The sequence below is a fragment of the Citrobacter sp. Cpo100 genome, assembly GCF_030332595.1.
GTDB classification, from domain to species: Bacteria; Pseudomonadota; Gammaproteobacteria; order Enterobacterales; family Enterobacteriaceae; genus Citrobacter; species Citrobacter portucalensis.
In genome coordinates this window covers 599,830-612,156 of the sequence record NZ_JAOWHM010000031.1, presented here as the reverse complement: position 1 = coordinate 612,156, position 12,327 = coordinate 599,830, and the positions used below count along the sequence as shown (strand labels likewise).

Here is a 12,327-nt window from a genome sequence, read left to right as displayed (position 1 = left end):
TAGGGGGCGAATTTAATGGCTTTGTTATGAGCCATTGGTAATCGCACCCATGACAATTTGAAAGAGTTCTTCTGCTCGATTAGTGGAGCCAATTGCACCTCTTTCTCTCGCCATTCTCTTGTGCTCTGGTAGATCTGAGGACGCATAGATCATAAAAGGAGTTTTGTCTCCCATTGCGCGTAATCTTTCTAGTAAGACATAACCTTCTTGCGCCCCTTCTTTGCGATCCATATCCGAAATAATAGCTGCAAACTTATTTGTTTTTAACAATTCCAAGGCTTCGTCAGTTGAAAGAGCTAAAGCGAACTCTATTCCCTGTGCCTCAAATGCCTGTCTTTCGTAAACATTATTTTCTGGTCGATCATCCACCCATAAAATACGATTTCGCCATTTTTCATGCTTACTCTGCCGTTTTGCATTGGATACAACGTTGACGATTTTTCGCAGTTGGCTTTCAGTGACCCCTGCACTATTTTCAGACTGTTTTGCTGTGGCGGCGGTCAATGATGCTGCTGTAGCTATTTGCGCTCTTAAAAAATTATTTTCATCTTTGAAATCTGACGGCCCGTAAAGCTTATTATGATGTTTCGCAACAAGCCAGAGAAAGCCAAGAAACACAATGACAGGAAAGAAAACCATGAAATAAATAAGGGGAGCTATATGCTCTGATAAGCCATTACCAAAGCCAACGACGAAAGAGGCAAATCCATAAACGAGAACAATAAAGAGTGCAATGATACCAAGAGGGCTTTTGGTAAATCCTATTGCAGTTTCAGCAAATTTCTCTGGTTCCATATCCATCCTCAGTATTGCTCATAACACAGTTAAGTTGTATTAGATCGGACCTGATCTGACAATTACCGGCTATTTATAAAGGTATCTGTCAGATTACATCTGGCTTGAGTTTTTCTCATCCCAGATGTGCTTTCCATCAAGTAACGTTTCCATCGGTGTTCGGCCACTGCACATTTTTCCCTGATGGGTTCGCTCATTATTATAGTGAACCAGCCATTCATCAAGAACCGATTGTAATGCTTCAAGATCATCATATAACTTTTTGCGGAACGTCACCTGATAAAACTCGTTCAGTATCGTTTTATGGAACTGCTCGCAGATACTATTGGTCTTAGATGACATTGCCTTCGTTTTCGTATGCTCAATATCATTTATCGCCAGATAAAGCTGGTAATCATGCTGCTCCACTTTACCGCAATATCTTGGTGTATTGAGAGGCGGGTTATAAAATAAATACTGATACCATGAGGGCGGATCAATCGTGGTCATGGTATCAGGTCATTCTCATGGGTTTATTGCGTCCCTGAAGATGACGTCGCTGACCATCTCTCCTCCAAGAAAATCGATCAACATATTTGAGTTTTCAAGGTCTTCTCTGGTCAATGCCCCGATTGCTTGTCCAACTACTACCTCCCAAGGTTTTTTACACTCAACAATAGCACAGACGAGTTGGCGGATTTTCTTGATCTTCTTGTGACGCAATCGGTCGCTCGATTCCATTAGTTCTGCAATCAACGCTATGTCGGAGTGTGTTTGATTATCCTCAACCCATTTTTTGGCTGCGTCTACAAATTCCGCCCATGCAACATTCATTACTGCAAGGCATGAATCAGTCAAAAGAACATTTTCGATAGCGTAGCATCGTAAGCGATAGCGTTTAAGAGGTAGGCGATGTTCAAGCGACTCGTTGATTACACCATCGCCATCACGAAGGGAAAAGGCGATTGGATTGTCATAGAGTGTACTAAGGAGGTCTACGCAGAAATCCTCAAGTTGACTCTGTTGATCTACGCTACCTGCTAGTACGGGAAAGATTTTTATTCGACCCTGTGATGTTCTGGCTGCTTGTTGCCAGACTCGTTCGTCGTCCTCTCCTTCCAAAATTAATGCAGCGTCTTCGCTAAGAGAAAGCGATAGGGGGTGCCCGAAGAATGGTGCAATCTTTCGAAGTTCATCGCTGGCCGGTATCAATGAGATTTCATTCACTGCAAAGCTCTTCGTGCCGATTGATACATATGGGGAGGCGGCAAGAGAACAGACGAGCGGGGAACTATGGGTGGATAAGCATATGGCAATACTGTTCGCGTGTGTTCTGAATTCGTCGAGCATACTGATTATCAGCTTGCCCAGTCTAGCTTGGAGGTCGGGGTGCAGATGTACATCAGGCTCATCGAGGAGGAGTACGTTGAATTTCTCCGGATCTATTGTGTCGAAGAAATAGATGATTTCCGCGGCTAATGCAACCGCTTCCGATTCACCGCTACTGATTTGGGCCGGATCAATAATCTGACCATCTACAAGTGATCGAAACTCATAATCAGCATTACCCATCTCGAGCGAAATGTTAGTGAGAAGCTGATTAATTTTACTTAATCGGTCTGTCTGAAAGTTTCGCGTTAGATCAGTTCGAATTTCCGGAGTATTGGCAAGTCGACGTAAGTAAAGCGTCTCGGCCTCGCGAAATAGCATAGCCGATGCAGCTTTGAAGTTGCTTGCCTGATTAACTGCCCGAGTGTGCCTCAGCCATTCGGGGTTGTCGCTCATATTTGTGAGGATGGTGCCATCACGCTTGAACGACCCTGCTCGCTCTGGACTTACATACCGGACATAAAATTGCTGCTTGTTCTGGCTGATTGTTTGTTCGATATCGCGAAGGAAACGACTTTTTCCCGCACCGTTTCGGCCCATAATTATGTTGATGTTGTTTAAGCCGTAAAGTCGGCCAATTTGGCTAGATAACTCGCTTACTTTCAAGATTGTAACTCCATTTTTCGTTGCCACATACGATATCAAATACACTAACTGAATAGGTGCGTTGATGCCTCATTTTGTTCACATCTATGTTGAAATTAGTGATGTTACCGAGCTAAGGACTCTAGTAGGAGTAGAGCGGCCATATTGTTCGTCTGAACAGCCTGTAGACAGCTCTATTATTGAGACATGGTATTTTTCGTGGTATCTGCTAAGTGGTCTGTTTCAAAGCATTGATTTGTTTAGATTTTATTTTCTCATTGATAGCTGGGTGGGAATAATCGCGCCATATTTTACCTTAATTTGAATTGGTAAATACTAAAAGCCCTCTATATGACAGAGGGCTTTTGTTTAGGCAAGAGCGGTTAAGGTAAAAATCAGTTAAACCAACTATCAGCTTTATCTTCGCGAGCTTTACCTTCACTCTTCATGAGATCGCGTCCGCCTTCAGAAATGTTTCTATTGGCATCGGCTTCAGACTGCGTCACGTCGGTTTGCGCGGCCTTACTTTTCAATTCCTGATCGATAAATTCGTTTTCCCTTTTGACCCGCGCTTCTTCCTTAGCCAGAGCCAGTTTCTGCTTTTGAATTTCCAGACTGCGAAGTTCATCTTCATAACCCTGATCTCTTTTCTTATCCTGCAAAGCTTCGGCGTCGCGCTTATCTTGTCGGGCTTGCTTTTCAGCGGCCGCGGCAGCGGCTTTTTTATTAGCGGCTGCCTGGGCACTAGCGCGCCGCTGTTTATCTTGCTGGATCTGCTTATTGCGCTCAGCTACCCAGTCGTCGTGCTGTTTTTTTTCCTCGTTAGCCCCTTGCTGTTCAGCCTGAGCGACTGCCGAAAGCTGATCCTGCAAAGACGATGAAAACGCCGCGCTGCTAAAGATACTGAGAAAGGTCGCCAGAACGATTTTTTTCATGTGTCCCCTCAATCGTTAACTTTTTTCAGGGCATTTCGCGTTTGGCTGAATTCGGGTCTCGTTGTAGTTGGTGGAGATGACTACTGCCAGACCAGTACTAAACTGGCAAGCCTTACCGACCTGCGTTGAAGTGTAAACCTTAGTACCTTCTTTATAGGTTAAAGATACGCCTTCAACTAACGTTTTATCATTGACCATTGAGCCGGCCACAGCACCCGCTGTACCCCCAGCAACGGCACCAGTCGTAGTGTTGGTATTACCGCGTGATCCCACATTATGGCCGATGACTCCGCCTGCAACTGCGCCAAGAATAGCGCCAGTAGCCTGCGCTGCACGTTTATTTGCCGTATTGTCTACTGCCACTTTCGCGGGCAAAACCGAGATGATGTTGACCGTTTTTGTCTCTTGCTTTGAATTAAGCTGGTCGGTTTGATAAACATCCGCCGCATGCTCGTCAGCGTTAGATTGGCAGCCAGCAATTGAGAAGCAGGCAATGAGTGCTAAAGGTAGGGCGCATTTTTTAAAGTTCATTACTATTCCTTGTTAATCACATCGAAAAAGCAATGCATTTAATCTTGCCCGTTAATAAAAGTAAACCTATCGTTTTTTTCATTTAAAGCCTATTTTTTTGTTATATAACAATGTGATATATGATTTTAGTCATGTCTGTCTTTGAGAGTGCAAATCCGCTCTGTGTATTTTATAGGTGCACTTTATGATTGAGGGTGAATGGGCTGAAATAGTGGGTGGTTTTTGATTCAATCCAATTGTTGTATCAATGCTTTCTCTACTGAAATAGAGAAAGCAATAGATTAATCGACCAGTTGCAGCTGGGGCTGCTGCTGAGGTGCGACATTCTGAATACGCACATCCATCTGTGGATAGGGTAGGTCGATATGGTTGGCGTCCAATGCCTCTTTAATGTTTTCCAGCAGATCGTAATAGGTATTCCAGTATTCGATATTGGGCACCCATACGCGCACGTAAAAATTCAACGCTGAAGCGCCCAATTCGCCCAGACGAACGGTTACCCCACGTTGCTTATCGATGCGGCTGTCCTGCTCGATAATGTGATTAATAACTTGTTTAACCTCTGCAATCCGACTCTGATAACCCACACCAATCACCAGATCGATACGACGAAAAGGGTGACGGGAATAGTTAATGATGTTGTCAGCGATGATCTTACCGTTTGGAATCACCACTTCTTTGCTGTCCGCGGTTAGCAGGGTGGTGGAGAAGATGTGCACCTTTTCTACTGTTCCGGTGACTGCACCAATCTGCACTACTTCTCCGGCGCGAAAAGGCCGCAGGGAAACCAACAGCACGCCAGCGGCAAAGTTGGAAAGCGAGCTTTGTAACGCGAGGCCAATGGCCAGTCCGGCGGCACCGATGACGGCAATAATGGAGGATGTTTCAATACCGATGCGACCTAATGCGGCGACGACGGAAAAGGCGAGGGTAATGTAACGTACCAGCGCGGTGAAGAACTGAATGATCGTTCTGTCGACTTTACGTTTAAGCAGTAACTTTTCCAGCCCACGAGAGAGCAGACGAGCGATAAATTTACCGATAAACAATAAGATCACGGCGGCAACGATATTCCAGCCGAATTGAATGACAGCATCGCTGTGCCCGGCGATCCACTCAAGGCCGCTTCTTATTTTCGGGAATAATAAAAAACCACTCATGGTATTACCCTGTAGTATTTAAAAATGATAACAATTCAAATAACTATTTAATTTTCATGCGAAATATAAATGCTTGCGTCAGTGATATTTGCTGGTGATATTAATTAGCGTTTATTTGAGCACTGTTTGTCTTTTTATGTCCGCTAAACCGGAACGTAAAAATCAGCGCGAATGGTGCGGTGAAGTGGGATGAAAAGATTGTGCATTTGTGCGAAAAATACGGTCGATTATCTGATAATTAAGCGGGAGAGGGGGGTATGTGTAAAGTTTCGCCACTCAAATCCCTTACCGGATGGTTAAATGTCAGGCGATTAGCCATCCGGTAAGGAATCTTAATGCTGGGGGTATCACAGGCGCGAGCGATCAATGTTCGTCGGTTTGTGCAGGAGCTGTCTGTTGCGGCTGAGTGGTCTGCTGAGGTTCTTTTTTGTCCTGGTGGTGATGCCACGCACCAATGGCGGAGTAGACGAAGCGTCCGAAGAAGAAGAGAAAGCTGATAAGCAGTACGATCCGGATCATGCGACTGTTAAATCGGTGTCGTTTGCGTAGGCTGGTAACCTGGCTCACAAAAGGTTCCTTGTAGTGTACCCAACTGAGGGCGATACTCACATTAAGGCACACTGAGAGGGAATGGTCAATTCTTCCTTATGTAAAATTGCTTCAGTTGTTTTATCTTCTTATGTTATGGAAATTAATATTATTATTTGCATGAATAATGTATTAACGATAAAAAATAATGAAAAGAGTAATAATTGATGAATGAGGGGCATGTTTTTTGATATGTATCAAGCATCACACTTTGCTGACATCTAAAATCGATGAATCATTGTGATGTATTTTACTTTATCGTTTTAAGGTCAGGTGGGATGCCTGTCTGAATACCCCCTACAGGATGTGCGGGATTCTACTGAGCATCTATGAAACTCAATAAAAATTATATTGGTATTAGAGATAGATGGTGGGCATTACCTCTCATCTTACCTTCTTTGTTGTTGCCTATATTGAGCACTGCCACCACCTATGCCCATATTAGTACGGGGACCGTAATTCTTTTCTACCTGCCGTTAGCGCTGATGATTAGCCTGATGCTTTTTTTTGGCTGGGCGGCATTGCCAGGTATTATCATTTCCATTATCTGGTACAAATATCCGCAGGTCGGGTTATTTGAAACACTTTCAATAATTTCGCACTTTATAGTTACAATCGTGCTTAGCTGGGGAGGATATAAAGTATTTTCTCCCCGACGAAACAACGTTTCCCACGGGGATTCTCACCTGATGTTTCAGCGTATGTTCTGGCAGGTCTTCTGCCCGGCAACGCTGTTTCTGATACTCTTCCAGTTTGCTGCATTTGTGGGTGTTTATGAAAGCAAATCCGGCATGGTGGGCGTTATGCCCTTCAATACAGGCACATTGATCAACTATCAGTCCATACTCGCGGGGAATCTTGTAGGTGTGCCGCTGTGTTATTTCATCATTCGAACAATTCGCAACCCCTTGCATCTGAGAGGCTATTTTTCTCAGTTAAAGCAGCAGTTTGATACCAAAGTGACTAAAACAGAGTTTGCGGTCTGGTTGATTATATTGACTGTGCTAATGGCAATGTTGTGTATGCCGCTCAATGAACAAAGCTCAATATTTAGCACGAATTATACCTTGTCACTGTTACTTCCCGTCATGCTGTGGGGGGCAATGCGTTACGGTTATAGATTTATTTCGGTGATATGGGCTGTCGTACTTATTACCGCAATTCATTATTATCAGCGCTATATGCCATGGTATTCGGGTTACGATACGCAGCTTGCCATTACCTCATCAAGTTATCTGGTTTTTTCCTTCATCGTGAATTTCATTGCTGTCCTGGCAACGCGTCAACGTTTTGTTACCCGGCGCAATCATCGCCTGGCCTTCTTTGACCCTATGGTGCATATTCCGAATTTGCGCGCTTTGAACCGGGATTTGAAAAACGCGCCATGGTCAGTGCTTTGCTTTTTGGGTGTTCCGGGCATGGAGCTGCTGGTGAAAAATTACGGCATTATGCTGCGTATCCAGTACAAGCAAAAACTGGCTCAGTGGATAACACCGTTGCTTGAACAGGATGAGCATGTCTATCAATTGTCAGGTAATGATTTAATCCTGCGTTTTAACACTGAGCTACACCAGGAACGCATTGAAGCACTGGACAGGCATATCAAGCAGTTTCGTTTTGTCTGGGACGGAATGCCTTTGCAACCGCAGGTTGGGATCAGCTTTTGCTATGTCCGTTCTCCTGTTAACCATATCTATTTGTTGCTGGGAGAGTTAAGTACCATTGCCGAATTATCGCTGGCAACCAATTCACCAGAGAATTTGCAGCGGCGTGGTGTGATGCACCTGCAACGCGACCTGAAAGATAAAGTTGCGATGATGAACCGTATTCAGCAGGCGCTGGAGAACAATCGTTTTTTCCTGAAGGCGCAGCCGATTTTTGGCGTGCGTGGCGACGTTTATCACGAAATCCTCCTGCGGCTTGAGGGGGATGACGGTGAAACTATCGCCCCTGATAGCTTCTTGCCGGTAGCCCATGAGTTTGGTTTGTCATCCCGTATCGATCTGTGGGTGATTGAAAATACGTTGAAATTTATGGCGCAGAATCGGGAAAAAATGCCCGCCCACCGGTTTGCTATCAACTTATCACCTACCTCAGTATGTCGCGCGCGACTTCCTAATGACATCAATCAGTTACTGAATAAGTACAAGGTTGAAGCATGGCAACTTATCTTTGAAGTGACGGAAAGCAATGCCTTGACCAATGCGGAACAGGCACAGGCAACGTTGCTGCAGCTGCAATCACTGGGCTGTCAGATTGCGATTGATGATTTTGGTACTGGGTATGCCAGCTATGCGCGGCTGAAAAATGTGAATGCCGATATCCTGAAAATTGACGGTAGCTTTATTCGCAATATTGTTTCGAACAGCCTCGACTACCAAATCGTGGCCTCTATTTGCCATCTGGCGCGGATGAAAAGAATGCTGGTGGTTGCGGAGTACGTCGAAAGCGAAGAAATACGCAGTGCGGTGATTTCGCTGGGGATTGATTACATGCAGGGGTATCTGATTGGTGAGCCACTGCCGTTGAATGAAACTCTGGAAAAGCAGGTGCCAGATGAACTGACACCTGCTGAGATCTTATGCGGCGATATCGGGTGAGCTCTCTTCTTCAATTTTGAGTCGCCAGCCTGTTACGGCTTCCCAGTATTGCTGCTCTTTCTCCAGATCGAGCAGCACCAGCGCATTTTGGCTAAACCAGTCATGCGGGAAGCGTAAGGTCCAGTGGCTGTCATCGGTAATCAGGGTCAAAGTCGGCGGTGTGGTGGTCGCCTGACGCTGATTATTCAACAGCACGCCCAGGCGCAGCAGCTGAATTAACGGCAGAAACTGTTTCTTCTTAAACAGCGTAAAGCGGGGCAAGTCGTCGAGTTTAATCGCTTTGCGATGATAACGAACTAATGTTGCCATCATCAGCTGTTGTTCCTGATTGAAACCAGGCAGATCGCTGTTTTGTAAGATATACGCAGAGTGGCGATGCAAACCGCTGTGGTTGATGTTCAGCCCAACCTCATGCAGCATTGCTGCCCAACGCAGTAACGCTTCCAGTTGGGGATTGGCCAGCTTTGGCTGCTGCGTATGCCACTGGTCGTACATTTGCATCGTTGTTTCTAGTACGCGCCGGGCCTGTTCGCTGTCAATATTGTACTGGTTCGCCAGGCTGCTGGCGGTACGGCTACGAACATCCTGGTGGCGAAAACGGCCTTCCATCTCGTACAGCACGCCCTCACGTAACGCACCATCAGAAAGGCGAAGTTCGCGAATAGCTAACGCGTCAAAAACGCCGCACAGAATCGCGAGTCCGGGTACAAACACAGCTTTTCTTTCTTCTGACAACCCCGGCAAGCTGAGCGCATCAAATGACGCGTGCTTCAACACTTCAGATGTCAGCTTGTCCAGACGTTCGGGGGTGATAAAACCGTCTTTTTCACCCATCTCCAGCAGCACTTCATGGGCTGCTTTAATGGTGCCCGATGCGCCCAGCGCAACGTTCCAGCCCTGAATGCGAAACTGCCAGGTTAAGGTTTCGAGCTTTTGCGCAGCCGCCATGCGGGCACGCTGGAAGTTTTCGCGGTTAATTACACCGCGCGGGAAATACATCTGGGCAAAGCTGACGCAACCCATACGGCGGCTTTCGACCAGTTTAGGCTCGAAATCTTCTCCGATCACCAGTTCTGTTGAGCCGCCGCCGATATCGATAACCAGCTTGCGACCTTTTTCCGGCTGCGTATGTTCAACGCCCATAAAGATCAATCGGGCTTCTTCGTTGCCGGAAATAATCTCAATTGGGTAGGGGATGACTTTTTCCGCTCGCTTGAGAAAATCAGTCGCATTCAGTGCCTGACGCAAAGTATGGGTTCCCACGATACATACGCTTGATGGAGGAAACCCCTGCAAACGTTCGGCGAACAGTGATAAACAGCTTAGCCCGCGCTCCATGGCCTCTTCGCTCAGCTTGTTATCTTCGCCGAGGCCATCCGCCAGATGTACGCGTTGTTTCAGTCGCCCAATAATTTGCATTGCGCCATCAACCACGCGGGCAATGACCATATGGAAACTGTTTGAACCAAGGTCGACCGCAGCAAATTCCTGCGGTCGTGGAGTCTTGTCGTGTATTGGCATATCTTTAGTCAGGTTGCTCGAGTGATTTGATGTAATCGTAAATCGCCAATTGTGACTGAACCTTACGGCGGTTTCCGCGCGGTACGTAGCGATTACTCAGTTCTTTATCAATAAAGCGGGCTTTCACCGTGTCGCTGAACAGGATATCGATAATATCCAGCACGCGTTGCTTAAGGCGCGGGTCAAGAAGCGGTGTGGCAACTTCGATACGATAGTCGATGTTTCTTGTCATCCAGTCAGCGGAGGAGAGATACACCTGCTTGTCACCTCCGTTCTCGAAGATATAGACCCGGTCATGTTCAAGATAGCGATCAACGATGCTGATAACGCGAATATTGTCGCTGATACCTTCCAGATTCGGAATCAAAGAACACATACCACGAATCAACAAATTGACCGGCACACCAGAGCTTGAGGCCGCATAGAGGCGGTCAACCAGACCTTTATCGACCAGGTTATTCAGTTTTAGCGTAATGCCGGAAGGCAGTCCTTGCTGCGCGTTGGCGATTTCTTTGTCGATCATCGCGTACAGCAGACGGCGTGAGTTCTGCGGGGAAACCAGCAGATAATCGAACGTCACCGGGCGATACGGGTTCTCGATGAAGTTAAACACCCGACGCACTTCGTTGGTAATGCGCGAATCGGCAGTTAGCAACGAGTAGTCGGTATACAGGCGTGCCGTTTTTTCGTTGAAGTTCCCCGTCCCGATATGCGCATAGCGCACGACTTCATCACCTTCTTTACGCGAGATAAGGAACAGTTTGGCGTGAATTTTCAGGCCTGGCGCGGAGAAGATGACGTGAACGCCTGCTTCGGTAAGACGCTTGGCCCAATGGATGTTGGCTTCTTCATCGAAGCGGGCCTGCAATTCCACCACCACGGTGACTTTCTTACCGTTGTGCGCGGCATGGATCATTGAATCTATGATGCGTGAATCTTTTGCCACACGGTAGATGTTGATCTTTATAGCCAGCACGCTCGGGTCGAAAGAGGCCTGGCGCAGCAGTTCAAGAACGTGCTCAAAGGTGTGATAGGGGTAATACAGCAGCACGTCGCGTTCACGAACGGCGTCAAAGCCGTTACGAAACTTCTCGTTGTCGAACCAGATATGGCGCAGACGCGGCAGCGGTTTGTTCACCAGGTTAGCTTTGCCAACGTTAGGGAAGTTAATAAAGTCTTTGAAGTTATGGTAACGCCCGCCGGGAACAATCGAGTCGTAGCGAGAAATCGTCAGTTTTTCACGCAGTACTTCGACCAGTGCATTGGGCATGTCACGCTGATAGACAAAACGTACAGGTTCTGCGGTCAGACGCTGTTTCAGGCTGGATGACATCAGCTCCATCAGGCTCGATTCCATCTCGTGCACCAAATCGTATTCGGCGTCACGGGTCATTTTCATCGAATAGGCGTTCAGTGCGTCGTAGTCAAAGAACCCTTTGAAAATGTCGTCAAGGCAGTAACGTAAGATGTTGTCCAGCAGGATCATCGGTTTGCGACGGCGCGGGGTTTCCGGCGGCAGATTCACAAAACGGGGAACCTTGTCGGAAGGGATTTCCAGCAGCGCGTAGCGGATCGTATCACCACGGATAATTTCTACCGCCAGATAGGTGTAGTCATCTTTCAAAAACTGGACTAAATCCGTCTCGCGGTTAATCAGGATCGGCGTGATGTGCTGGCGAAGATATTGCTTGAAGTAATGACGCAACCAGCTTTGCTGATTGACCGACAACTGGCGTTCGTTGATTAAGAAAATCTGATTGCGCGCCATTTCCAACAGCAACTCGTTGTACAGGCCGTCAAATTCCTGATCGGCTTTTAATACGCGGGCCTGGATTTTGCCTAACAAATGGCGGGAGTGAGAGTTTGAACCCTGTTCTTCGCTAATAATGATTCGGCGCTTCAGTTCGGCAAAACGAACCTTATAAAACTCGTCGAGATTATTGGAATAGATGCCTAAGAAACGCATCCGTTCGATCAACGGGTTTGACTTATCAGCAGCTTCCTGGAGTACACGTTCGTTGAACGCTAACCAGCTGAGTTCTTTCTCGATGTATAGCTTTTCCTGACCCATTACCACTTTTACTCCGTTTCATTCACGGGACACTACCGATTTATTATGGCGAGCATTGCTCTCAGATGTCCAACTGTGCCAGAAAAATATGACAATAAACCGTCTGATAGCAAAGAGAAAGGGGGAGCGTAGATGAATACCGGTGGTATTAACCGGAAAAGGTAGTTATGCCT

At 46.6% G+C, this 12,327-nt stretch carries 9 protein-coding genes and 1 pseudogene; 1 reads left to right on the top strand and 9 read right to left on the bottom strand.

What is annotated here, in order from left to right; all coding sequences use genetic code 11:
* Positions 1–24: 24 nt before the first annotated feature.
* The 7 genes and pseudogenes from OGX96_RS09795 to OGX96_RS09765 all read right to left on the bottom strand — a co-directional run bounded on the left by OGX96_RS09795 (position 25) and on the right by OGX96_RS09765 (position 5,941).
* A complete protein-coding gene (locus OGX96_RS09795; protein WP_198802795.1) occupies positions 25–795 on the bottom strand; it encodes a response regulator in 771 nt (256 codons plus the stop codon).
* Between the two features lie 93 nt (positions 796–888).
* Positions 889–1,215: pseudogene (locus OGX96_RS09790) on the bottom strand (integrase core domain-containing protein); the annotation flags it as partial.
* Positions 1,216–1,299: 84 nt separating this feature from the next.
* Entirely contained in the window at positions 1,300–2,769 is a 1,470-nt protein-coding gene (locus tag OGX96_RS09785) for an AAA family ATPase (RefSeq protein WP_198802793.1), read from the bottom strand.
* Positions 2,770–3,143: 374 nt separating this feature from the next.
* Positions 3,144–3,683 carry a DUF5384 family protein gene (locus OGX96_RS09780; RefSeq protein WP_198802791.1) on the bottom strand — a complete coding sequence of 180 codons (540 nt, stop codon included), beginning with the start codon at positions 3,681–3,683 and terminating at the stop codon, positions 3,144–3,146.
* Between the two features lie 15 nt (positions 3,684–3,698).
* A complete protein-coding gene (locus OGX96_RS09775; RefSeq protein WP_198802789.1) occupies positions 3,699–4,214 on the bottom strand; it encodes an outer membrane lipoprotein in 516 nt (171 codons plus the stop codon).
* A gap of 281 nt (positions 4,215–4,495) precedes the next feature.
* Entirely contained in the window at positions 4,496–5,374 is an 879-nt protein-coding gene (gene mscS / locus OGX96_RS09770; RefSeq protein WP_008785447.1) for a small-conductance mechanosensitive channel MscS, read from the bottom strand.
* Positions 5,375–5,737: 363 nt separating this feature from the next.
* A complete protein-coding gene (locus OGX96_RS09765) occupies positions 5,738–5,941 on the bottom strand; it encodes a YfgG family protein (RefSeq protein WP_198802787.1) in 204 nt (67 codons plus the stop codon).
* Between the two features lie 350 nt (positions 5,942–6,291).
* On the opposite strand from OGX96_RS09765, the gene OGX96_RS09760 reads away from it, so the two are divergent.
* A complete protein-coding gene (locus tag OGX96_RS09760) occupies positions 6,292–8,562 on the top strand; it encodes a bifunctional diguanylate cyclase/phosphodiesterase (protein ID WP_125363141.1) in 2,271 nt (756 codons plus the stop codon).
* Here the strand turns inward: OGX96_RS09760 and ppx are convergent.
* Both ppx and ppk1 read right to left on the bottom strand, forming a co-directional pair.
* Positions 8,542–10,083 carry an exopolyphosphatase gene (gene ppx / locus OGX96_RS09755; protein WP_032944195.1) on the bottom strand — a complete coding sequence of 514 codons (1,542 nt, stop codon included), beginning with the start codon at positions 10,081–10,083 and terminating at the stop codon, positions 8,542–8,544. The genes OGX96_RS09760 and ppx overlap by 21 nt on opposite strands.
* 4 nt (positions 10,084–10,087) lie before the next feature.
* Positions 10,088–12,154, bottom strand: coding sequence for a polyphosphate kinase 1 (gene ppk1, locus OGX96_RS09750; RefSeq protein ID WP_032944192.1), 2,067 nt, complete (start codon positions 12,152–12,154; stop codon positions 10,088–10,090).
* Positions 12,155–12,327: the final 173 nt, after the last annotated feature.

Excerpts from the sequence above, each read along its gene's own strand:
- OGX96_RS09780 (WP_198802791.1), bottom strand. The coding sequence starts at position 3,683 with ATGAAAAAAATCGTTCTGGCGACCTTTCTCAGTATCTTTAGCAGCGCG.
- OGX96_RS09795 (WP_198802795.1), bottom strand. The coding sequence starts at position 795 with ATGGAACCAGAGAAATTTGCTGAAACTGCAATAGGATTTACCAAAAGC.
- ppx (WP_032944195.1), bottom strand. The coding sequence starts at position 10,083 with ATGCCAATACACGACAAGACTCCACGACCGCAGGAATTTGCTGCGGTC.
- ppk1 (WP_032944192.1), bottom strand. The coding sequence starts at position 12,154 with ATGGGTCAGGAAAAGCTATACATCGAGAAAGAACTCAGCTGGTTAGCG.
- mscS (WP_008785447.1), bottom strand. The coding sequence starts at position 5,374 with ATGAGTGGTTTTTTATTATTCCCGAAAATAAGAAGCGGCCTTGAGTGG.
- OGX96_RS09760 (WP_125363141.1), top strand. The coding sequence starts at position 6,292 with ATGAAACTCAATAAAAATTATATTGGTATTAGAGATAGATGGTGGGCA.
- OGX96_RS09775 (WP_198802789.1), bottom strand. The coding sequence starts at position 4,214 with ATGAACTTTAAAAAATGCGCCCTACCTTTAGCACTCATTGCCTGCTTC.